Annotated in this window: 27 protein-coding genes and 1 tRNA gene; 22 read left to right on the top strand and 6 right to left on the bottom strand. The window is 53.7% G+C overall.

Annotated features, from left to right (window positions below; genetic code table 11):
- Window positions 1-15 precede the first annotated feature (15 nt).
- The 16 genes from rplF to prfA all read left to right on the top strand — a co-directional run bounded on the left by rplF (window position 16) and on the right by prfA (window position 10,015).
- Window positions 16-555, top strand: coding sequence for a 50S ribosomal protein L6 (gene rplF / locus SIB80_RS03945; RefSeq protein WP_011131113.1), 540 nt, complete (start codon window positions 16-18; stop codon window positions 553-555).
- Between the two features lie 33 nt (window positions 556-588).
- The gene (gene rplR / locus SIB80_RS03940; protein WP_011131114.1) at window positions 589-957 is read left to right on the top strand and encodes a 50S ribosomal protein L18; all 369 of its coding nucleotides are present in this window, start codon (window positions 589-591) and stop codon (window positions 955-957) included.
- Between the two features lie 14 nt (window positions 958-971).
- Complete coding sequence (rpsE, locus tag SIB80_RS03935) at window positions 972-1,598, top strand: 30S ribosomal protein S5 (RefSeq protein ID WP_063420402.1); 627 nt, start codon at window positions 972-974, stop codon at window positions 1,596-1,598.
- Window positions 1,599-1,605: 7 nt separating this feature from the next.
- Entirely contained in the window at window positions 1,606-2,061 is a 456-nt protein-coding gene (gene rplO / locus SIB80_RS03930) for a 50S ribosomal protein L15 (RefSeq protein ID WP_063420403.1), read from the top strand.
- 107 nt (window positions 2,062-2,168) lie between these two features.
- Window positions 2,169-3,488: a preprotein translocase subunit SecY gene (secY, locus tag SIB80_RS03925; protein ID WP_011131117.1), complete on the top strand. Its 1,320-nt coding sequence runs from the start codon at window positions 2,169-2,171 to the stop codon at window positions 3,486-3,488.
- Between the two features lie 40 nt (window positions 3,489-3,528).
- Entirely contained in the window at window positions 3,529-4,077 is a 549-nt protein-coding gene (locus tag SIB80_RS03920) for an adenylate kinase (protein WP_063420404.1), read from the top strand.
- Between the two features lie 46 nt (window positions 4,078-4,123).
- Window positions 4,124-4,237: a 50S ribosomal protein L36 gene (rpmJ, locus tag SIB80_RS03915; RefSeq protein ID WP_011131119.1), complete on the top strand. Its 114-nt coding sequence runs from the start codon at window positions 4,124-4,126 to the stop codon at window positions 4,235-4,237.
- A 107-nt stretch (window positions 4,238-4,344) separates the two neighbouring features.
- Window positions 4,345-4,710 (top strand): 30S ribosomal protein S13, encoded by a 366-nt coding sequence (gene rpsM / locus SIB80_RS03910; protein WP_011826925.1) that lies wholly within the window; start codon window positions 4,345-4,347, stop codon window positions 4,708-4,710.
- Between the two features lie 63 nt (window positions 4,711-4,773).
- Window positions 4,774-5,166 (top strand): 30S ribosomal protein S11, encoded by a 393-nt coding sequence (gene rpsK, locus SIB80_RS03905; RefSeq protein ID WP_011131121.1) that lies wholly within the window; start codon window positions 4,774-4,776, stop codon window positions 5,164-5,166.
- Window positions 5,167-5,213: 47 nt separating this feature from the next.
- Window positions 5,214-6,152, top strand: coding sequence for a DNA-directed RNA polymerase subunit alpha (locus SIB80_RS03900; RefSeq protein WP_063420405.1), 939 nt, complete (start codon window positions 5,214-5,216; stop codon window positions 6,150-6,152).
- A gap of 39 nt (window positions 6,153-6,191) precedes the next feature.
- Window positions 6,192-6,542 (top strand): 50S ribosomal protein L17, encoded by a 351-nt coding sequence (gene rplQ / locus SIB80_RS03895; RefSeq protein ID WP_011131123.1) that lies wholly within the window; start codon window positions 6,192-6,194, stop codon window positions 6,540-6,542.
- A 38-nt stretch (window positions 6,543-6,580) separates the two neighbouring features.
- A complete protein-coding gene (gene truA, locus SIB80_RS03890; protein ID WP_063420406.1) occupies window positions 6,581-7,468 on the top strand; it encodes a tRNA pseudouridine(38-40) synthase TruA in 888 nt (295 codons plus the stop codon).
- 202 nt (window positions 7,469-7,670) lie between these two features.
- Window positions 7,671-8,123: a 50S ribosomal protein L13 gene (gene rplM / locus SIB80_RS03885; protein ID WP_063420408.1), complete on the top strand. Its 453-nt coding sequence runs from the start codon at window positions 7,671-7,673 to the stop codon at window positions 8,121-8,123.
- The gene (gene rpsI, locus SIB80_RS03880) at window positions 8,120-8,527 is read left to right on the top strand and encodes a 30S ribosomal protein S9 (RefSeq protein ID WP_011826929.1); all 408 of its coding nucleotides are present in this window, start codon (window positions 8,120-8,122) and stop codon (window positions 8,525-8,527) included. Before rplM ends, rpsI begins: the two co-directional genes overlap by 4 nt.
- Window positions 8,528-8,575: 48 nt before the next feature.
- Window positions 8,576-8,863: a 50S ribosomal protein L31 gene (gene rpmE / locus SIB80_RS03875; RefSeq protein WP_063420409.1), complete on the top strand. Its 288-nt coding sequence runs from the start codon at window positions 8,576-8,578 to the stop codon at window positions 8,861-8,863.
- 54 nt (window positions 8,864-8,917) lie between these two features.
- Window positions 8,918-10,015: a peptide chain release factor 1 gene (gene prfA / locus SIB80_RS03870; protein WP_063420410.1), complete on the top strand. Its 1,098-nt coding sequence runs from the start codon at window positions 8,918-8,920 to the stop codon at window positions 10,013-10,015.
- Here the strand turns inward: prfA and SIB80_RS03865 are convergent.
- Window positions 9,993-10,538, bottom strand: coding sequence for an HNH endonuclease (locus tag SIB80_RS03865; protein ID WP_011131129.1), 546 nt, complete (start codon window positions 10,536-10,538; stop codon window positions 9,993-9,995). The genes prfA and SIB80_RS03865 overlap by 23 nt on opposite strands.
- A 73-nt stretch (window positions 10,539-10,611) precedes the next feature.
- Here SIB80_RS03865 and alr point away from each other — a divergent pair, with 73 nt between their 5' ends.
- Together alr and SIB80_RS03855 are read left to right on the top strand one after the other, a co-directional pair.
- Window positions 10,612-11,808 carry an alanine racemase gene (alr, locus tag SIB80_RS03860; protein ID WP_063420411.1) on the top strand — a complete coding sequence of 399 codons (1,197 nt, stop codon included), beginning with the start codon at window positions 10,612-10,614 and terminating at the stop codon, window positions 11,806-11,808.
- Window positions 11,809-11,872: 64 nt separating this feature from the next.
- Window positions 11,873-11,961: transfer RNA gene (locus SIB80_RS03855), tRNA-Ser, on the top strand.
- Window positions 11,962-12,677: 716 nt separating this feature from the next.
- Here SIB80_RS03855 and SIB80_RS03850 read toward each other — a convergent pair.
- A complete protein-coding gene (locus tag SIB80_RS03850; protein ID WP_011131131.1) occupies window positions 12,678-13,565 on the bottom strand; it encodes a serine hydrolase in 888 nt (295 codons plus the stop codon).
- 18 nt (window positions 13,566-13,583) lie between these two features.
- Between SIB80_RS03850 and SIB80_RS03845 the strand changes: the two genes are divergently transcribed.
- Window positions 13,584-14,336, top strand: coding sequence for a C40 family peptidase (locus tag SIB80_RS03845; protein WP_063420412.1), 753 nt, complete (start codon window positions 13,584-13,586; stop codon window positions 14,334-14,336).
- 43 nt (window positions 14,337-14,379) lie between these two features.
- Window positions 14,380-15,342 carry a glycosyltransferase family 2 protein gene (locus SIB80_RS03840; protein WP_011131133.1) on the top strand — a complete coding sequence of 321 codons (963 nt, stop codon included), beginning with the start codon at window positions 14,380-14,382 and terminating at the stop codon, window positions 15,340-15,342.
- Here the strand turns inward: SIB80_RS03840 and SIB80_RS03835 are convergent.
- Window positions 15,300-15,779, bottom strand: a complete 480-nt coding sequence (locus SIB80_RS03835) for a hypothetical protein (protein ID WP_063420413.1) — start codon at window positions 15,777-15,779, stop codon at window positions 15,300-15,302. The genes SIB80_RS03840 and SIB80_RS03835 overlap by 43 nt on opposite strands.
- Before the next feature lie 141 nt (window positions 15,780-15,920).
- Here SIB80_RS03835 and SIB80_RS03830 point away from each other — a divergent pair, with 141 nt between their 5' ends.
- Together SIB80_RS03830 and SIB80_RS03825 are read left to right on the top strand one after the other, a co-directional pair.
- On the top strand, window positions 15,921-16,037 hold the full coding sequence (locus SIB80_RS03830; protein ID WP_011131134.1) for a photosystem I reaction center subunit VIII: 117 nt from the start codon (window positions 15,921-15,923) through the stop codon (window positions 16,035-16,037).
- A gap of 44 nt (window positions 16,038-16,081) precedes the next feature.
- A complete protein-coding gene (locus tag SIB80_RS03825) occupies window positions 16,082-16,645 on the top strand; it encodes a photosystem I reaction center protein subunit XI (protein WP_011131135.1) in 564 nt (187 codons plus the stop codon).
- Between the two features lie 784 nt (window positions 16,646-17,429).
- Here the strand turns inward: SIB80_RS03825 and psaB are convergent.
- Genes psaB through SIB80_RS03810 form a run of 3 tightly spaced genes read right to left on the bottom strand, consistent with a single transcriptional unit; the run spans window position 17,430 to window position 22,150 of the window.
- Window positions 17,430-19,679 (bottom strand): photosystem I core protein PsaB, encoded by a 2,250-nt coding sequence (psaB, locus tag SIB80_RS03820; RefSeq protein ID WP_063405093.1) that lies wholly within the window; start codon window positions 19,677-19,679, stop codon window positions 17,430-17,432.
- 21 nt (window positions 19,680-19,700) lie between these two features.
- The gene (gene psaA, locus SIB80_RS03815) at window positions 19,701-22,031 is read right to left on the bottom strand and encodes a photosystem I core protein PsaA (protein WP_063420414.1); all 2,331 of its coding nucleotides are present in this window, start codon (window positions 22,029-22,031) and stop codon (window positions 19,701-19,703) included.
- Window positions 22,028-22,150, bottom strand: a complete 123-nt coding sequence (locus SIB80_RS03810; protein ID WP_255454362.1) for a hypothetical protein — start codon at window positions 22,148-22,150, stop codon at window positions 22,028-22,030. The genes psaA and SIB80_RS03810 overlap by 4 nt, the downstream gene beginning before the upstream one ends.
- Between the last annotated feature and the right edge of the window lie 55 nt (window positions 22,151-22,205).

Genomic DNA, 22,205 nt, shown 5'->3' with positions numbered 1-22,205 from the left:
CCAGGAACCTGAACCATGTCTCGTATCGGTAAAAATCCCATCCCCATCCCCGACAAGGTGGCTGTAACCCTTGATGGTCTTGCAGTCAGCGTCAAGGGCCCCAAGGGAGAACTGAGCCGCACCCTTCCCGAAGGCGTCAGCGTCAGTCAGGTGGAGAACACAATTGTGGTTACACCCACAAGTCAGAAACGTAAGTCGCGTGAGCGTCACGGTCTCTGTCGCTCGCTTGTCGCCAACATGGTTGAAGGGGTGAGCAAGGGCTACACGCGCAAACTAGAACTCATCGGTGTGGGCTCACGTGCACAAGTGAAAGGGAAAAAGCTTGTAGTGAGTGCCGGTTTCAGCCATCCGGTAGAAATGGACCCACCCGAAGGAGTCACATTTGCAGTAGAGAACAACACCAACGTCACCGTCTCAGGTGCAGACAAGGAGCTGGTGGGCAACGAAGCTGCAAAGATCCGAGCCATTCGTCCTCCTGAGCCCTACAAGGGCAAGGGGATCAGATACGAGGGCGAACGGATCCTGCGCAAAGCCGGCAAATCCGGCAAGAAATAGAGGTCAGCCTGACTTCCCTCCGCATTACCCACCATGTCTAACCTCTCCCGAAAGCAGCAGACCCAAAAGCGCCATCGGCGCCTGCGGCGCCATCTCAAGGGCACCGCCCAGCGTCCGCGCCTGGCTGTATTCCGCTCCAACAACCACATTTATGCCCAGGTTATTGATGACGAGGCCCAAAACACCCTTTGCGCCGCCTCGACTCTCGACAAGGACTTACGCACCAGCCTTAAAGCCGATGGCAGCAGCTGTGACGCCTCCAATGCCGTCGGGGACTTAGTCGCAAAACGCGCCCTCGCCAAGGGCATCCAACAGGTGGTCTTCGATCGCGGCGGCAACCTGTACCACGGCCGAGTGAAATCCCTCGCCGATGCCGCCCGTGAGGCGGGCCTTCAGTTCTGATCCCTGCTCTCACCATGACCCAACCCAACACCCAGACCACCCCAAATGACGTCCCCGCAGCTGCGGAAGGCCAACAAGAACAACAACAGCAACGCCGTGGCGGGGGACGAGAGCGCAGAGGTGGCGGACGCCGTGGCGACCGCCGTGGCCAAGAGCGTGATTCCGAATGGCAAGAACGAGTCGTTCAGATTCGCCGCGTCTCCAAGACCGTAAAAGGTGGGAAAAAGATGAGTTTCCGGGCCATTGTGGTTGTCGGCAACGAGCGTGGCCAAGTGGGTGTTGGAGTCGGTAAAGCCGGCGATGTGATCGGTGCTGTTCGCAAGGGTGTTGCTGATGGCAAGAAGCACCTGGTCAAGGTTCCTCTCACTCGTCACAACTCCATCCCCACCCTGTCCAACGGACGCGATGGTGCTGCCAACGTGCTCATCCGCCCCGCTGCCCCAGGAACAGGGGTCATCGCAGGCGGTTCAATTCGCACAGTTCTGGAATTAGCCGGAATCAAAAACGTTCTAGCCAAGCGTCTTGGCAGCAAAACCCCTCTAAACAATGCCCGAGCTGCCATGGTGGCTCTGGCAAGTCTCCGCACCCATAAGGAGACCGCAAAGGAACGGGGGATCTCCCTCGAGCAGATCTACTCCTGATTCCCCTATGACTACTCTTCGACTCGACTCTCTCAAAGCCAACGTAGGTGCAAGGCGCCGCAAAATGCGTAAAGGTCGCGGTATTGCCGCTGGCCAAGGAGCAAGCTGTGGTTTCGGCATGCGTGGCCAAAAGTCCCGATCTGGTCGCCCTACCCGCCCGGGCTTCGAAGGCGGCCAGATGCCTCTCTATAGGCGCGTACCCAAACTCAAACACTTCACCACTGTGAACTCAAAAGAGTTCACAGTGGTGAACGTAGCGGCCCTCAATGAGCTCAAGGCGGGTACCACCATTAATCTCGACACCCTTGTGAAAAATGGTGTTGTCACTAGTCCCAAATACCCTTTAAAGGTACTTGGCAATGGAGAACTCAAAATCAAGCTGACCATTCAGGCCGCTGCATTCACAGCTACAGCCCGCAGCAAGATCGAAGCCGCTGGCGGCACATGCGAAATCCTTGACTGAAACGATGCCAAGTCAATACACCTGCATGTCTATGGTCTGAGCAGTCCGACAAGTCTTCAGTCAACGGACTGCTCTATTGCTTCAAACCCTCCCAATCCCTTCTCTCAATGTTCGTCAGTCGGGGTCGCAACCCCAGTGCCGCTGAAGTCATCAGCCAATTGGTGCGCAACCCAGAGCTGCGCGGCAGAGTGCTGACCACCCTAGGATTACTGCTTTTTATTCGCCTCGGCATCTACATCCCAATGCCAGGTATTGATCGGGTGGCCTTTCAGAGCTTCCTGCAACAGGGCGGACAACTGATCGGCTTTCTAGATATTTTCACCGGTGGAGGCATCTCCACCCTGGGGATTTTCGCTCTTGGGATCCTCCCATTCATCAACGCCTCAATCATTCTCCAGTTACTCACCGCAGCCTTACCCCAACTCGAGGACCTGCAAAAAAACGAAGGCGAGGCTGGTCGTCGCAAGATCGCACAGATCACGCGCTATGTAGCTCTTGGCTGGGGTCTAGTTCAAAGTGTGATTTTTGCCCTGATCCTCCGCCAGTACGCCGTTGAAGGGCTCAGTGAGGTCGTCTTTGTCGTGCAGACAGCCCTGGCATTAGTAACAGGCTCGATGATCGTGATGTGGATGAGCGAAATCATCACTGACCGAGGGATTGGTCAAGGGGCCTCCCTTGTGATCTTCCTGAACATCGTTGCCACCCTGCCAAAAGCACTGGCTTCAACGATTGAAAAAGCACAAACCGGCGATCGCGGCGATGTGGTCGGCATCATTGTGCTCGTGATGGTTTTCCTAATGACAATCGTTGGGATCATCTTCGTGCAGGAAGGATCACGCCGTCTGCCGATTGTGAGCGCAAAACGACAGATAGGTGGAACCAATTTGCTACCAAACCGCCAGAGCTATCTACCTCTGAAGCTGAATGCTGGTGGTGTGATGCCAATCATCTTTGCTTCTGCACTGATCTTTCTACCAATCACCATTGCAAACTTCACCAAAAACCCTTTACTCATCAGGGCTGCAAGCACTCTTAACCCAAGTGCCGCTAATCCATGGCCCTATGCCTTGGTGTTTTTCGCGCTGATTGTCGGCTTTTCTTACTTTTACGCCTCACTCACCATCAATCCAATAGACATCGCCACAAACCTCAAACGGGGAGGCGTGGCCATCCCAGGAGTGAGGCCAGGCAGTGCTACAGCGAACTACCTATCCGGGGTTCAGAACCGACTGACCCTACTGGGCGGATTGTTCCTCGGTGCAGTTGCGATCATTCCCGCCGCGGTGGAACGCGCCACCAACGTTCAGACCTTTCAAGGCCTCGGAGCTACGTCACTGCTGATCCTTGTAGGTGTTGCCATCGACACCGCAAAACAAGTTCAGACCTATGTGATTTCTCAACGCTACGAAGGCCTTGTACGCCAATGAACGATTCCCCACTTCGTCTGAAAGCCCTTTTTTGCCATCCATGAAGCAACGTCTCCTATTCCTAGGGCCCCCTGGCGCAGGCAAAGGGACCCAGGCTGAACGTCTCTGCGCAGCCCATGAATTAATGCACCTATCTACTGGTGATTTACTGCGTACTGAGGTCCGCGCCAAAACACCCCTTGGTCAGGAGGCTGCTGCTGTTATGAACCAAGGCGAGCTGGTCAGCGATGAGCTGGTGCTCGCCATCGTCGAAAATCAACTCAAGAACCAAAATGGTGGTTGGCTCTTGGATGGTTTTCCACGCACCTTGATCCAAGCCACAGCACTCGAACCCTTACTTGAGAAACTCAAGCAACCAATTGAGGCTGTTGTACTACTGGAACTCAACGATGCAGTGTTACTTGAACGGTTAATTTCCCGAGGCCGCAGTGATGACAACGAAAGCGTGATTCGTAATCGCCTTGAGGTCTACCGTGAGAAAACAGCCCCCCTCATCGACCATTACCGCCAACAAGGACTGCTGCAAACGGTGGAAGCCCACGGCAGTATCGAATCAATCGCTATCAGCATCGAAAAATCCTTATGTTGACCTACGTGGTATGGTTGCCGTTTGGAAATTTGGAGAGCCACACTCCATGAAGGTGCGTGCCTCGGTCAAGAAAATGTGTGACAAATGCCGGGTGATCCGCCGCCACGGCAGGGTCATGGTGATCTGCTCCACCCCTAAGCACAAGCAGCGTCAGGGATAACTCCCTGTTGCTCATTGTTGATTGAACACCCCTGAATTGGGCCTTCAATCATCACCAACCTTTCTCGCCACCATCGGCGACCCCTATCCCCCTCGATTAACTGCTAAGTGGCACGGATTGCTGGCGTAGACATACCCCGTGACAAGCGGGTTGAAGTTGCACTCACCTACATCTATGGAATTGGTCTAACCCGCGCCAAAACCATCCTGACCAAATCTGGCGTCAATCCGGACATCCGAGTCAAGGATCTGGAAGATGGAGATGTTCAGAAGCTGCGTACGGCCTTAGAAGCCTTCACGATTGAAGGAGACCTTCGACGCCAAGAAGGCATGGCCCTCAAGCGACTGCAAGATATCGGTTGCCTTCGGGGACGTCGACACCGCATGAGCCTCCCAGTTCGCGGTCAACGCACCAGAACAAATGCACGTACCAGGCGCGGCGCACGCAAAACCGTGGCTGGCAAGAAAAAATAAGCAACATCTATTTGAGCTGCCCAGGCAGACCCTCCCAAAACCGTATCTACCAGGCCCCAGCCCATGGCCAAACCCACCAAAAAAACAGGTTCCAAAAAGACCAAGCGCAACGTCCCCAATGGGGTTGCACATATTCAGAGCACCTTCAACAACACGATCGTCTCAATCGCCGATACAGCTGGGGAAGTTATCGCCTGGTCATCTGCTGGAGCCAGTGGCTTCAAGGGTGCTCGTAAGGGCACCCCCTTTGCCGCTCAAACTGCAGCTGAAGCTGCAGCTCGTAGGGCACTCGAACAGGGCATGCGTCAGATCGAGGTACTAGTACGTGGACCCGGCTCCGGCCGTGAAACCGCCATCCGCGCCCTGCAGGTGGCAGGCCTCGAAATCACTCTTATTAGAGACGTCACCCCACTCCCCCATAACGGTTGCCGTCGGCCCAAACGCCGGCGCGTCTGAACCGCGTTTCACTCCCTAGCTCCTGCCCTCTCTCCCCGCTTCAGACCGTGCTGCAATACCAGATCGACCGGATCGAGCATCAAGTTGCCGATGATCGCGCCCAAACAGGCGTCTTCCTCATTGGACCGCTCGAACGCGGGCAAGCCACCACGCTTGGCAATTCCCTCCGCAGGGTGCTGATGGGGGGCCTTGAGGGCAGCGCAATCACTGCTGTGCGCATTGCCGGTGTCAACCACGAGTACGCGACCATCCCAGGAGTCCGAGAAGATGTGCTCGACATCCTGTTGAACTGCAAACAACTGTCGGTAAACAGTCGAACGAGTGAACTAGAGATTGGGCGACTTGTGGTTACCGGCCCTGCCCAGGTCAAAGCTAAAGACCTGCAGTTCTCCTCACAAGTCCAAGTAGTAGATGGAGACCGGCAAATTGCCACTGTGCATGAGGGTCACAGCCTTGAGTTAGAAGTTCATGTTGAGCGGGGGATCGGTTACCGGCCTGTTGATCGCCACAACGAAGATATAAGCGCCATTGATCTACTACAGATCGATGCTGTGTTCATGCCCGTCCGTCGGGTGAACTTCACCATCGACGAGACTGCCGTCGCAGAAGGAGGATCGACCCGCGAGAGGCTGCGCATAGAAATTGTCACCGATGGTTCAACTACACCAGATGATGCCCTTGCAGAGGCAGCCAACCTACTGATCGAACTCTTTCAGCCCCTTGCCACCGTCTCCATGGTGGAAGAACCAGGCCTGGAACCCGAGCCTTCCGCTGAATCACAGATCCCCCTTGAAGAGCTCAACCTCTCTGTAAGGGCTTACAACTGCCTCAAGCGAGCCCAGGTGAACTCAGTTTCTGATCTGATGGGCTTCAGCTACGAAGACCTGCTTGAGATCAAGAACTTCGGCTCCAAGTCTGCAGACGAGGTCATCGAAGCCCTAGAGCGCATCGGCATCTCAATTCCACAAAGCCGCACCAGCGCCTAGCCGTTTTTACATTCCCGCCCCAGCGCACCACCGAGAACCATGCGTCACCAATGTCGAGTCCCAAAGCTTGGGCGCCCAACTGATCAACGCAAAGCCATGCTTCGCGGTCTGACCACTCAACTCATCCGTGAAGGCCGTGTCACAACAACAAAAGCCAGAGCCAAGGCCCTTCGGGACGAAGCTGAACGAATGATCACTCTTGCGAAGAACGGAAGCCTGGCATCAAGACGCCGCGCCATCGGATACATCTACGACAAGCAACTGGTTCATGCGCTTTTCGACAAGGCCCAAGACCGTTATGGCGATCGTCAAGGGGGCTATACACGCATCATCCGTACGGTGCCTCGCCGCGGTGACAATGCTGAGATGGCAATCATAGAGTTGGTCTAAAGCCTGGGAACAGTGACAACATGCTGGATTGATCAGCAATGTTCCCTAACTCCAAAGTCGAACTGCCAAAAAGTACGCCAGTTCGACGTATTGGCCTCAGCGTGCAATATGAAGGCTCAAACTTTTGCGGTTGGCAGCGTCAACCGCAAGCGGTGAGCGTTCAACAAGTGCTTGAAGAGGCAATCTCCCAGCTTGATCCTCAGAGGCCTATTCAAGCCGTTGCAGCAGGTCGCACAGACGCTGGTGTCCATGCTGCGGGCCAAGTTGTGCACTTCGACTGCTGTGGGCCCATCCCAGCCGAACACTGGGCACCTGCTCTAAACGGACGACTACCTAGCACGATTCGTGTGCGGGAAGCAGTAGCACGCCCAGCCTCCTGGCATGCATGTCATTCAGCCATATACCGAAGATATCGCTACACGATCTACAACGGTCGGCGACCCAATCTGTTCCTCACCCCCTGGAGCTGGCACCGCTACCACGTTCGTCTTGATGAAACCATGATGCAAATGGCTCTAGAGGGGCTCCTTGGGTTGCAAGACTTCAGCGCTTTTCAACGGACTGGTAGTCGACGAGCCCATGCCCGCACCACAATTCAGGAAGTAAAGATTGAGCGGCAGGGAGATTTAATAATGATTGAGATCCAAGCCAGCGGCTTCCTCTATGGCATGGTGCGGCTGTTGATGGGCCAATTGGTGGCCTTAGGCGAACACCGACTTAATCTTCAGACCTTTGAGCGGCGCTGGAAGGAGAAACGCCGTCAAGAAGTGAAAGAAGCGGCACCAGCTCAGGGTCTTTGCCTCCTGCGTGCAGGATACGAAGAAAACATTTTCTCTAAAGGCGGTTGGTATGACTGCCAACCGCGCTATTCCCTCGGAGCAAATGATCCTCCTTTGGATCCTCCATCTGCACCGGAGTCAAGCTGAACTCCCACTACAACGCCTCACCTCTAAGGCAAGCACAAGGGCTTCGCGAACCATTCCATGAGTGATCTTTTTGGATTTGCTCCCATGAAAGGCTAAAGTTAACGATCGAGTTTGATCAGGCTCAGACCTAAATGTGCCTGATGCTCCCTGCCCAGCACTATCCCTTGCGATAAGTGCATCTCCGAACCGGCATGCCGGCGTGATGAACAAGACCTCCGTTCCCTCAATTGATTCGATCGAACGCCAGTGGTTTCTGGTGGATGCAGAGAATCAGACACTCGGCAGACTTGCTACTGAGGTGGCCTCCGTGCTGCGCGGCAAGAACAAGCCAAGCTTCACCCCTCACCTGGATACAGGTGACTTTGTTGTGGTGGTCAATGCGGACAAAATCAGAGTCAGCGGCAACAAGTCAAATCAAAAGCTCTACCGCCGTCACTCTGGTCGTCCCGGGGGGATGAAGGTTGAAACCTTCCAAGCGTTGCAGGATCGTCTACCTGAACGCATCGTCGAAAAAGCCATTAAAGGGATGCTTCCACACAACGCCCTTGGCAGACAGTTGTTCCGCAAACTCAAGGTCTACCGCGGCCCGGAACATCCCCATTCCGCACAGAGACCCCAAACCCTTCAGCTCAATCCCGCCGCTTCATCGCAATGAGCAGTTCCAATAACAGCGTTGTCTACTGGGGCACTGGCCGCCGCAAGACCTCAGTTGCCCGCGTTCGCCTTGTCCCTGGCACTGGCACCATCACCATCAATGGACGCCCCGGTGACCACTATCTGAACTTCAATCCCGCTTATCTCGCGGCAGTGAAAGCACCCCTGCAAACCCTTGGTCTAAACGAGCAATACGACGTCCTCGTCAACGTTCACGGTGGTGGACTCACCGGCCAAGCCGACGCCATCAAACAGGGTGCGGCACGAGCCCTGTGTGAGTTATCAGCAGACAACCGTAAACCGCTCAAAACTGAAGGCCATCTCAGCAGAGACCCCCGCGCCAAGGAACGTCGCAAGTACGGCCTCAAGAAAGCTCGCAAAGCTCCTCAGTTCTCCAAGCGCTGATCCTTCACCCCTCCTACTTTTCCCGGACTGCCATCTCCTGATCCTGATATGCCTAAACCTGATATTCATCCCAACTGGTATCCCGACGCAAAGGTGATCTGCAATGGAGAGGTAGTGATGACCACCGGGTCCACCCAACCAGAACTCCACGTTGATGTATGGAGTGGTAATCACCCCTTCTTTACCGGTACCCAGAAAATTCTTGATACTGAAGGACGCGTGGATCGCTTCATGCGCAAGTACGGCATGGGCAGTGCCGATGCTGCTGCGGATGAAAAAAAACCAAAACCAGACGCCAAAAATAACAACAAGGACAACACCTCTAAAGAAGACTGAGCTGTTGTCCTCAAAGACTTCGCCGGGTGCCAATAACATCCGCTGTTGATGGGTATGGACTCTTCAACCCTCATCACTCGGCTGGAAACAGCCAAGACCAGTTTTCAAAGTCTGGAGCGCCAGCTAGCTGATCCCGATGTGGCAGCTGATCCCAAACTTCTTGAAAGTGTTGCGCGAGAAAGAGCACGACTGGAACCCCTCGTACTCGATTTTGAAGCCCTCCAGCAGGTGGAGCAGGAATGGCAAAAGACCAAGCAGCTACTGCGAGAAAGTAGGGGTGATGACGCCATGGAGTCTTTAGCCCAGGAAGAGTTGCAACAACTAGAGGCACGCAAAACAGTCTTGGTAAGACGCCTCACCCTGGCCCTACTCCCAAGTGATCCTCGTGATCAACGCAGCGTCATGCTGGAGATCCGCGCCGGTGCAGGCGGAAACGAAGCCTGCCTATGGGCAGGTGATTTAGCCCGCATGTATGAGCGCTACGGTCAACGCATTGGCTGGTCAGTCCAACCGTTGAGTGCAACAGAGGCCGATTTGGGGGGATTCCGTGAACTCATCCTCTCAATCAAAGGCGATGCCGTCTTCAGCCAACTGAAATTCGAAGCCGGCGTGCATCGAGTTCAACGAGTTCCTGCTACAGAATCCCAAGGTCGAGTGCACACCTCCACAGCAACAGTGGCTGTGATGCCAGAAGCTGATGCAGTGGAAGTGCAGATCGATCCCAGCGAACTAGAAATCAGCACTGCTCGCTCAGGCGGGGCTGGCGGACAAAATGTCAACAAGGTTGAAACGGCAGTGGACCTGCTCCACAAGCCCACCGGTATCAGGGTGTTCTGCACCCAGCAACGCTCCCAACTGCAAAACCGAGAACGTGCCATGGAAATCCTGAGAGCGAAGTTGCTGGAAAGACAAATTGCAGAAGCCAACGCGCGTGAAAGCTCAACGAGAAGAGCCCAAGTGGGAACTGGCGACCGCAGCGAAAAGATCCGCACCTACAACTACAAAGACAATCGCACCACTGACCACCGATTAGGACGCAATTTCTCCCTCGAGCCAGTGCTGACTGGCCAGCTGGAAGAGCTGATCGGCGCCTGCATTGCCGAAGAGCAACGCCATCAACTGGAAGAACTCAGTCATCAGGAGGAAGACTGACATTGAGGCTGGTATCACCAGAGCCCCAGCCGATTACATACTTTTCCCACTCGCTGTGTCGGCCCGAGTGAATCTGTCGAGTCGCCTCAAAACTGAGACTGCTGAGTGGTCGCCGCGGCAACCGATGCAGAGGCATTTCAGCCTCCTGAGGAGTACGGCTGCCCTTACGGACATTGCAAATCAAGCAAGCCGTGGTGACGTTTTCCCAGGTATCGCTACCGCCACGGCTGCGAGGGATCACATGATCTATGGAGAGTTTCTCTCCTTGGTAACCGCAGTATTGGCAACAATGACCATCGCGAAAAAACACATTTCGACGCGTCAGGGGCAATTGCCGAAAAGGCACCCGAACAAAATGCCGCAACCGAATCACCGTAGGGAGCATGGTGTCCTCGCGAACCATGCGTGAAGAATCCTGTTCCAGGCTCTCCGCCTTGCCCTTGAACATCATCACCAGGGCGCGTCGCCAGGTGGTGATATTCAGAGGCTCATAGGACGCGTTGAGTACGAGAACCTGGCTCATGCCAGCCCCCTGATTAAGCGCCATGCTACCGACACTCCAAGGGTGAGGTCATTCCCTTGTTTACCCTGCCAGCATGCGAGACCTGATCGCCCCACACGGTGATCTGCCTAGGGGCAAAAACCCTGAGCAGATGGCAAAAGCCGATCCACGTCAGCGCGCCTGGGTGGAAGTCAACCCCGCAGCTGTGGAAGCCAATTGCCGCAGCCTTCGGAGACACCTTTGTGAAAGTTGTGCCCTGATGGCCGTGGTGAAAGCTGATGGCTATGGCCATGGCGCTTTAACCGTAGCCCGAGCCGCCTTGCAAGGAGGAGCAAAAAGTCTTGGAGTAGCAACCCTCCAAGAAGGGATTGAGCTTCGTCAAGCCGGCCACAATGCCCCAGTGCTTGTGCTAGGCAATCTCACCCATAGCGAAGACCTGAAAGCTTGCCTTCATTGGCAACTCATGCCCACCCTCAGCAGTATGCGAGAGGCTCTGCTCTGCCAAAACCTTGCAGATGGCAGCGGCCGGCAATTCAGGATTCAGCTCAAAATCGATACTGGGATGACCCGCCTCGGCTGCGAGCTAAAGGAAGCTCCCATGCTGGTGGAGGCGATAGGCCACCTCAATCAACTGGAATTAAAGGGTATCTATAGCCATTTAGCCCTGGCAGATGGGGATCTCCAAGGGAAAGCCGCAATGGTGACGGATCAGCAGCAGCAACACTTTGAGACGGTGCTAAGAACGCTGCCAGAGCAACACAATGGATTTACGCGGCACCTTGCCAACTCCGCCGGCACCCTTCGCGATCGCGGACTCCACTACGACATGGTGCGCGTTGGTCTTGCTCTGTATGGCCACAGCCCCAACCTCCAACTACAAGGAAAAGTAGACCTTCAGCCAGCTCTCAGCGTCAAAGCAAGGGTGACATTGATAAGGGATGTGCCTGCAGGTGTGGGAGTGAGTTACGGCCATCGCTTCACCACACGACGCCCCAGTCGCCTAGCCGTCGTAGGAATCGGCTATGCCGACGGGGTTAGCCGATCCCTATCAGGCCAAATCTCTGCCATAGCCGATGGTCAGCTTCTCCCCCAGGTTGGCGCCATCACCATGGATCAACTCGTGCTTGATGCCACAAATCATCCCGACCTAGAGGTGGGAAGCATCGTGACCCTCCTAGGCAAGGACGGTGACGCCTGTATTACACCACAACAATGGAGTGATCTCAGTGGATCAATTCCATGGGAGGTGCTCTGCAGCTTCAAACATCGACTACCCAGACTGGTGGTTTGACACCAAACCCAGACAACTAAAACAAAGCACTAGAGGTGGGTATTGGTAGGGTATGTAGGCCGCTGGAGAGGTGGCCGAGTGGTTGAAGGCGGCTCCCTGCTAAGGAGTTACAGGAGGCAACTCTTGTCGAGGGTTCGAATCCCTCCCTCTCCGTTGAAAGTCAGTTTCCGAGAGTGCCAGGCACTCCTCAAACGGCTTTAATCGACTGCCCTCAAACAGTTCCTGCGTGTCAAACGGATTTGCGCCGTTTAGACCAGCTGCAAGCTTGTGTTGTCCAAGAAGCTATCCAATAATCGGCAAGAATTTTTCTTCGTGGCATGGCAAATCGCTTTGACTGCAAAGGCATGCAAGGAATTCGTTATCCAATTCTGCGTAATGTTCAACGAAAGGCTCTCCAGCTCGACAAAAGCAGGCAATGAACACATCTAAAAAGCTTATTATTTTCACTCAACTAACCAAGCTGGGGCTGAAAAGCATTAAACATCTAACAAATTCTCTACCGTTTTACCCCTCTAAAGGCGATTTGTTAAACGGGGCATAACAGGAAGCTTTGCCTTCTCTACTTAAGCAGAGAGCCTCCAAAGGATGTGTGAGACTTTGACTTCAAGCATAATATATGTAGCTTTTCTCCAAACTAATCCCGCTTTAACCGACTTAACTGAATCGATCCATTCAAGCCCCGCCAACGAGAAAGGCGGGAGCACTTCTGAAAAGATAAAAGGATATGAATTCACCAGATCACTTGCTATCAAAGGCTTTATCTGTATAGATAAATACTATTTAGGCATGTGCTGTCTGCTGTATACTGCTTTCACTCAAATTCAACTTTTTCTCGTTTGATTTACTTAGAGACCTCAATTCTTTTATCCCTATAGCTTGCTGAGTTCGCGAGCTATTGCCGGCAAGAGGGTTGTGTCATTAGCTCGCTCCCTTCCTTGAGTGAAGACTACCAAAAGCATCGGCCTGCCTCCTTGTAAAGACCACCAAGCCGCATCATGACGAGCCTGACTCATCCAGCCAGCCTTACTCCACAAACGGGATCCCACCGGCAAACCTTCTCCAAGAAATCCATCTACCTGATTCTCTGGATCAGCCTTGCGCTGCATGAGATCAATAGACCTTGAAAGAAGTTGACGCAAGCGCTTGCAGGCCAACGGAGACACCAAAGCATCAGTCATCACTGACTCAAGCAGGCGAGCTGTAGCTGCAGTGGTTAACGCATTGCGATTCCCGAGACCTACGCCATAAAAATCTCGCTCTCGACCATAAGGTCCATCACCCCAGGTCTTCTGGCAACAGTTCACCTTTTCCAACTCTTCCCAGCCCAACCCTTGCAGCCAGTCGTTCACCAGGTGCCGCTGCTGCTGCCAAGTCTGCCAGGATTCTCCCAGAAGCGATGGGCCGCTTGTCGTGCCGGTAAGCAAATCCAACACAAGGCTGGTGGCGTCATTACTCGAATCAGCAATCATGTCTCGCATCGCCCGACGAAGCTCATCGGCCTCTGGCAACAGGTCCCGCTGGAGCCATGCCTCAGCAGCAAGGGCATAGACAAGCTTGACCACACTGGCAGGGAAAAGAATGCGCTGATCCGACCAACCGGCCCCCGAGCCACTGCCGGGAGTTGGATCAGAACAGTCATAACGAACCCAACTGATCGCCACGCTGTTATGAAGGCCAGGGCGCCTCTCTGCCGCCAATCGATCTAACAGCCCCTTTAGCTGAGCCTGCATAGCACTATCGGGGCGGTAGAACGCCATTGCTAATCACTTCAGGCAATGCCGACCCTAGGCACCCCAATCACCACTGATCTTCTTGCTCCAGGCAGCTGCTGGCAACTGCAAAAGGGAGTCAACGGTTATGCCTGTGTCGAAGGAGCAGGACTGGCCACCCAGGCGGCCGCAGGCCGAAGCTTTGAAGTGCTCGATGCAGCGAAGCCCAACAAATATCAACAGCAAGTAACACGGCTACGGGTGCGGCTACTGGAAGACGGATACCCCTGCTGGATTGATCTGCGCGAAGTGAACGGCCAGATCATTCAACGGGGACGCTGGCGACCTCAACTGCTTGTCATCAGAGAGATCCGGCAACGACTAGCGGCTGTGATGACTTGGGTGGAGGCAGCAGCCAACCAGTCAAACACTTACCTATGGGGCGGCAGCATCGGGCCAGATTTTGACTGCTCTGGCCTTGTACAGACCGCCTTTGCTAGTCAAGGCATCTGGCTGCCGCGCGACGCCTATCAGCAGGAAAGGTTCTGTACGCCAATAACTGTGCAACCTGACAACACCAAACAACTCCGCCCTGGAGACCTGATTTTCTTCGGCAGTCGAAAACAGTGCAGCCACGTTGGCGTATATGGAGGCAACGGAAGCTACTGGCATAGCTCCGGTAAAGAGCATGGACGCAACGGCATCGGTTGCGATCGGCTGCCTGCCAACGACAACCATCCAGTGGCCTGCTACTACCGAGCTGAGCTGCGCGGGGCGGGGCGAGTGGAACGCTGCCATGACGGCACCACCCTCCCCTAAAGGGCAGCGCCTAAATTGCTCGCTACTGCGGAAGGCCTCCGGCATGCCCTCGCCCATGGACCTCTCAGTCGTAGTGCCCCTCTTCAACGAAGAGGAAAGCCTGCCAAAGTTGATAGATCAACTCCTTGCAGCCTTACGCCCTACTGGTGAAATCTTCGAGCTGGTACTCGTGAATGATGGCTCCACCGACGGAACCGCCAAGGTGCTGGAGCAGCTAAGTATTAAAACGCCAGAACTGGTAGGCGTACTTCTACGCAAAAACTATGGCCAAACGGCTGCCATGGCTGCAGGGTTCGACGTATCCCAAGGTGAAGTGATTGTCAGCATCGATGGCGATCTCCAAAACGATCCCGCCGATATCCCGCTACTCCTATCGAAGTTGCGTGAGGGATACGACCTCGTGAGCGGCTGGCGTCATCAACGCCAGGATGCTGCCCTAAAGCGCAAACTACCCTCAAAAATTGCCAATCGCCTGATCGGCCGAGTTACCGGTGTACGGCTGCATGACTACGGCTGCTCACTGAAAGCCTATCGGAAAGAAATCCTGACGGATATGCGTCTCTATGGCGAGCTGCACCGCTTCCTGCCGGCTTTGGCCTTTATCGAAGGGGCTCTGATCACAGAAGTGAAAGTCAACCACCGTGCACGCCAATACGGCAATAGCAAGTACGGGATCGATCGCACCTTCCGCGTGTTGATGGACCTATTCACGGTGTGGTTTATGAAGCGCTTTCTGACCAGACCGATGTACGTTTTCGGCTTCGGCGGGTTGCTCGCCATGGGCGGGAGCCTGCTGACGAGTATCTATTTACTGGCGATCAAGCTGATGGGAGAAGACATTGGCAACCGCCCACTACTCACCATGGCTGTGGTACTCGGCCTGACTGGAGTCCAATTGTTCTGCTTTGGTCTACTAGGCGAGTTGGTCATGCGCACCTACCACGAAAGCCAAGGGCGACCGATCTACCGCATACGGGCGACGTTGCGCGGCGGCGGTACATCCTGAATTAGCTCTGCACGCGGCTTACCTCGATAGCCTTCAAGTGCTGCCGCTGCAGCAGCCACAACACGGCCATCGGAGTCGTGCAGCCCCTGCCGTAGCAATGACATAACTGAAACATGACCCCACAGGCCTGCCAGGGTCACAGCCTCTAATCGTTGCTCAGGGCCGGCAGCCATGGCCTCACGTAACTGCCTTTGCAGAGTAAGGCGTTCAAGAGATGTAGCCGGCGAATTCCATGTAACCGGACTCTCAAGGGCTAACGAAGTGGAATCCTCAGATCCCTGCGATTGAGGCTTGGCTAGCGTTAGCTGAACACGATTCAAAGCAGCCACGCTGCTGGCGTCGGTACTGCTCAGCAGGAGCTTGCGAGGGCGTCTACCCAAACCCCAGAGCACCAGCGTGAGAGCTAAAACAGCAGCACCAGCAAACAGTTGATTCATTGAAAGATGGCTCGTTGAAACAGCGGTAACCGATGATGAGCCCGATAGTGATGGATTGAACTTTTATGTCGCCAATAGGGCCTGAATAGGCCCTATTCAAAGGCGATCTATACAGTAGCTATGGAACCTTTGGCTGACGCCATGACAAGTGATTTTGCTGCCACCTGGCTGCCTGCGGTGTTTGTACCCCTGATTGTGCTAGTGACACCGGCAATTTTCATTGTCCTAGTGGGTCGCCATATCACAGCTACCGATTGAGCTGTAGACGCTTAACCCCAGCCAACCGACTCCCCTAATGCCGAATGACTGACGAGAACCTGCCTCTAGGCCCCAAGACGCTCAACGAAAAGTACCGTGACCGAGGGCACGTAGAAGAGTGGGCTGTGCAGCCTGCTGCTGACCCCTGCGTCGGAAACCTGGCCACTCCAGTCAATAGTGGCTACTTCGTGAAAGCCTTAGTCAACAATCTTCCCCTCTATCGCGAGGGTATTTCTGCAAACTTCCGCGGCTTGGAAACTGGTGCCGCGATCGGCTACTTCATTTACGGTCCCTTCCTTGTAATGGGTCCGTTAAGAACGACCGATTTTGCTACAACCGCAGCTTTATTGGCAACAGTTGGAGCAGTGCATATCCTTACTGCTCTTTTAGTGCTTTACAACGTCCCCGGCAAGGCACCCACCGTGCCACCCCCGGACGTCACTGTTGCCAACCCTCCTGCCGACCTGTTCACAAGGAAAGGCTGGGCAGACTTCACGAGTGGCTTTTGGCTGGGTGGCTGCGCGGGCGCAGCCTTTGCATGGTTCCTATGCAACACTTTGCACATGCAACCACTGCTGAATGTTCCCATGAATGTCTGGGCTTCTTAAGAATCAAGAAGCTTTCACATCATCAAATCGAAAAGTAAAAAATCTTCTCCTGGGGTGGCTTGATTGCTTCCCCAGTTTTTTATTGCTTCAAGAATGCCAAGGCATGCTGAAAGGCCAATGAGTAAAGGTGTGGCAAGGTGGGAATAAGAAACCTGCCTCTAGCCCGCTTAAGCCAATCGCTTTAAGGATTTTCTGCCTCGCCAAGGAGAGGCAGAAAATCCCCACCCAACTTCAAAATCTCAGGCATTGGGAGAAAAAGGCACTAAGAAGACTAAGGCGAGCCTAGAGACTCGAATGAGATCGATAGACAATTAGAGGCATTGACGCCTCCTCAAAGTGAGCAAGCTTACAGAACAAATGGGCCTACATTCGCATCTTGGTATTCGCCAATACAAAGAGAGACGAAAGCCTAATCCGAGCAAAACCACCTAACAAGATTCCCTGAGTCGACTTGTATACACAGAACGGATTAACTCAGAGACAAGATAGTCCAGAGAAAGCGCATAAAAAGAAACCCTCTATCGGGCATGAACAAACTTTTGACGGCTTGCAATTGGCATCCTTTTTCAATTAATCCAATCAAAGCCAAACTCTTTGACTAGACAATTTCAAAGAATTTGACAAATCATTCTCATGGCATTAATTGCCCAATAGTTTTTTTTACAAGCCAATACTCTAAGAAGAAATGCATCCAACAAAGCAAGAAAAAACCCCGTCAAGTAAAACCTGACGGGGAATTATCTTTCTGCCGATGAATCGACTAACTAACTAGCTAGAGGGGATGTTATCCAAACTTGCTAGCTGTAGATGCAATCACAAAGGCACCGAAAGTAAAGATGTTCCCCACTGCAAAGTGAGTCACACCAACCAGACGGGCCTGCACGATCGAAAGAGCTACTGGCTTATCACGCCATCCAACCAGGTTGGCAATCGGAGAGCGCTGATGAGCCCAAACGAGAGTCTCGATCAGCTCCTGCCAATAACCCCTCCAAGAGATCAGGAACATGAATCCTGTTGCCCAGACCAAATGGCCTGCAAGGAACATGTATGCCCAAGGGGAGAGATTATTAATCCCGAATGGGTTATAGCCATTGATGATCTGGGAACTATTGATCCAGAGATAATCCCTAAACCAACCCATTAAGTGGGTACTCGACTCATTGAACTGAGCCATGTTGCCCTGCCAAGCGGCAAGGTGCTTCCAGTGCCAGTAATAAGTTGCCCAAGCAATGGTATTCAGTGCCCAGAAAATAGCCATGTAAGTGGAGTCCCACGCAGAGATGTCGCAGGTGCCGCCACGTCCAGGGCCATCACAAGCAAAGGCATAGCCGAAGTCCTTTTTATCGGGCATCAGCTTGGAACCTCTTGCATCAAGTGCACCCTTGATCAAGATCAATGCAGTGGTGTGAAGACCCAAGGCAATGCCATGGTGAACCAGGAAGTCTCCTGGGCCAATAGGCATGAAGTTGGAAACTTCTGGACTGGCATTAATCAGATCCATCCAGTAGTGATCCCCAGGCATCCCAGCCGCAGCCAAGGATGGGGCACTATTTGCATTCGCAAGCAGCACATCAAGGCCATACATGACCTTGCCACTAGCGGCCTGAATGAACTGAGCAAAAATGGGCTCAACAAGTATCTGCTTTTCGGGGGTTCCGAAAGCAATCACCACATCGTTGTGGAGATACAGCGCCAGGGTATGGAAACCTAGGAGCATGCAAACCCAGCTCAAGTGACTGATCAGTGCTTCTTTGGTTTCTAAGACCCTTGCAAGAACATTGTCCTTGTTGGCCTCAGGGTCATAGTCACGGACAAAGAAGATTGCTCCGTGGGAGAAGGCACCGCACATCAGGAAGATGGCGATGTACTGATGGTGGGTGTAAAGAGCTGCCTGAGTGGTGTAGTCCTGCGCAATGAAGGCATACGAGGGCAAGGCACCCATGTGATGCGCTACAAGACTGGCTGCTGTACCTAGACAGGCAAGAGCAAGACCAAGTTGGAAGTGCAGGGAGTTGTTGATCGTATCGGTGATCCCGTTGTGATTGAGACCGTAGTGACCGATTTTTTCTCGGAAACCATCCTTATGAGGATCATTGGGATGATTGGTGTTGTGACCGTCGGTGATTTCCTTAAAGGTATGGCCGATACCGAAACTATTCCGGTACATATGGCCACCGATGATCATGAAGACACCGATCGCAATATGGTGGTGCGAGATGTCAGTCAGCCAAAGGGCACCACTCTGTGGATGAACACCACCTAGGAAAGTAAGGATGGCCGTGCCAGCGCCTTCAGAAGTACCAAAGGCATGATTCAAAGAATCAGGATTCTGTGCATAGGCTCCCCAGTTTCCTGTGAAGAATGGGGTCAACCCTTCAGGGTGAGGGAGAACTGTGAGGAAGTTGTCCCAACCGACGTGCTGACCACGTGATTCAGGAATGGCCACGTGAACGAGGTGACCAGTCCAGGCGATGTTGGTGAAACCGAACAACACTGCGAGGTGATGATTCATCATCGCCTCAGCGTTCTTGAACCACGCCAGCGAAGGACGGAACTTTGGCTGTAAATGCAGCCAACCACCGAACAAGAGCCAAGCAACCAGGATGTCAATAAAGATGGCGCCCTGGTAAAGCTCTGTATTGGTGCGCATTCCGATGGTGTACCACCAGTGGTACAAACCGGAATAGCAAATGTTTACTGGACGGGAAGCACCCGCTTGAGTCAAAGCATCACTGATGCCTTGACCGAAGTGAGGATCCCAAATTGCGTGGGCAATAGGTTGAACATTTTGTGGGTCGGCGACCCACTGTTCGAAGTTGCCCTGCCAGGCGATATGGAACAGGTTTCCTGCAACCCATAGGCCAATAACAGCCAGATGACCGAAATGGGTAGAGAACAGCTTTTGGTAAAGCCGTTCTTCGGTCATGCCGTCGTGGCTCTCGAAGTCGTGAGCCGTGGCTATGCCGTACCAAATACGGCGGGTTGTAGGGTCCTGTGCCAGACCCTGGCTGAACGAAGGAAATTTCGTTGCCATGTGGGGAAAGGTCAGGAAAGGTCAGCCGAGCCCAAGAAGGCGGGCATGGAAGAAGGCCCAGGTGGTCACAATGCCACCAAACAGGAAGTGGGTTACACCAACTGCACGGCCCTGCGTAATCGAAAGTGCCCGGGGCTGGATGGTGGGAGCAAGCTTGAGCTTGTTATGAGCCCAGATGATGGATTCAAATAGCTCCTGCCAGTAGCCACGGCCGCTGAACAAGAACATCAAGCTAAAGGCCCACACGAAGTGGCCACCAAGGAATAAGAGGCCATAGCCGCTGAGGCCAGTGCCGTAGCTCGTGAGCACCTGTGAGGACTGAGCCCAGAGGAAGTCACGGAACCAACCATTCACAGTGATGGCGCTTTGAGCAAAGTTGCCAGAAACAAGATGAGTCACACTCCCGTCTGAATTAACAGTGCCCCATACATCGCTTTGCATCTTCCACGAGAAGTAGAAGATCACCATCGAGAGGGAGTTGTACATCCAGAACAGGCCTAGGAACACGTGGTCCCAAGAGGAAACCTGGCAGGTACCACCACGACCTGGGCCATCGCAAGAGAAGCGGAAGCCAAGATTTGCCTTGTCAGGAACAAGACGAGAACTGCGGGCAAAAAGCACACCCTTAAGAAGGATGAGGCAAGTTACGTGAATGGTGAAGGCATGGATGTGGTGAATCATCAAGTCGGCTGTTCCCAAGGGAATAGCCATCAGAGCCACCTTGCCGCCCACTGCTACAACACTTCCGTTGAACACATCACTAACTGCACCTGGCAGACCTGTTGTCGTGCCAACCACAGATGATGTGCCAATTGAAGACGCCCAAAGGCTTTGGATCCACTGAGCCAAGACAGGCTGCAACTGGATTGCAGAATCGCTGAACATGTCTTGGGAACGACCCAAAGCACGCATGCTGTCGTTGTGTATATAAAGTCCGAAGCTGTGGAAGCCAAGGAACATACACACCCAGTTGAGGTGACTGATAATGGCGTCGCGCGCTTTGAACATGCGGTCAAGCACGTTATCGACGTGAACTGAGACGTCATAGTCACGAATGACTGCGATGCCAGCGTGAGCGGCTGCTCCGCAAATCATCAAGCCACCAATCCACATGTGGTGTGTGAACAGCCCAAGAACCGTTGGGTAATCAGTAGCGAGGTATGGATATGGAGGCAGAGAATACATGTGGTGTGCAACCACGATGCTTCCTGAACCAATGCAGGCCAAGTTCACTGCCAGCTGAGCATGCCAGCTGTTGGAAAGGAACTCAAAGAGACCTTTATGACCATTGGGGGCTGGGAATAACAGGGGGTCACCCTTTACGTTCCCCATGATCTCTTTCATGCTGTGGCCGATACCGAATCTTGAGCGGTATACGTGGCCTCCAAACATCAAAAAGACGGCCCATGCCAAATGGTGATGAGCAACATCAGTACTCCATAAAGCACCGGTTACAGGATTCACTCCTCCGTTGTTGGTGAGAAAATCACTAAAGGCCCACCAATTAGCCGAGAAGAAATTCCCGATGCCTGAAGCAAGACCTGGATAAATCTGGCCAACGAGATCAGCGTTGTAGAGCTCGTGTGGCAGAGGGATATCCGCTGCAGTGGCAATGGTCTTGCCATCAAGCACCATTGGAGTGCCTGCATCTATGGCATCCAATAGGGCGTTGGTGGGGTTGGCCACATGGATCAAGTGACCTGTCCAACCAAGAGAGCCCAAGCCAAACAGACCAATCTGATGGTGCTGAAGCATCGACTCAATCTTCTTAAACCACTCAAGCTTTGGAGCTGCTTTGTGGTAGTGGAAGATTCCGCCATGGAGAACCAGGGCAGCCATGATTAGGGCACCAGTTGCAAGAGCCATGAGCTCTGTCTCACTGGTAATTCCCCAAGCCCTCCACATTTGGAAAATGCCGGAGGTGATCTGGATGCCGTTAAAGCCGGCACCCATCTCTGCATTCATGATTTCTTGACCGACAATTGGCCAAACGACCTGCGCACTTGCTTTCACGTGCGTGGGGTCGGCTAGCCAGCCGGAGTAGTTGGAGAAGCGGGCACCGTGGAAGAAGGCACCGCTTAACCAAATAAACACTATGGCCAAATGGCCGAAGTGCGCCGAAAAGATCTTCCGGCTGGTTTCTTCCAGATCCCCAATGTGGGTATCGAAGTCGTGGGCGTCAGCGTGGAGGTTCCAAATCCAGGTTGTGGAGTTTGGTCCCTTAGCGAGGCTTTTCGAGAAAAATCCGGGTTGTTCGAATTTTTCGAAGTCGGCTGGAACGTGGTCCCGGTCAACTGGTTGATCGTAAATAGGCTTCGCTTTTTCCCCACGCTCTGGTGGGCTGATGGTCATCGAGAGGTTCCTCGAGGGACGGGATCGAGGTGGAGGGCCACCCCTTCGACAGGCCCAAGGGCTTGCCGGGGCCCCGGAGACACCACCACCGAAGTGGTGCTGATACCGGGCGCCAGCACAAGTCAAAAGTCGAAACTCAGACTCACACTGGAGCTATGGGCCCCTACAAGGGGA

It is taken from the genome of Prochlorococcus sp. MIT 1327 (assembly GCF_047304785.1).
Taxonomy (GTDB): domain Bacteria; phylum Cyanobacteriota; class Cyanobacteriia; order PCC-6307; family Cyanobiaceae; genus Prochlorococcus; species Prochlorococcus marinus_D.
This window is presented reverse-complemented; position numbering and strand designations above follow the sequence as displayed.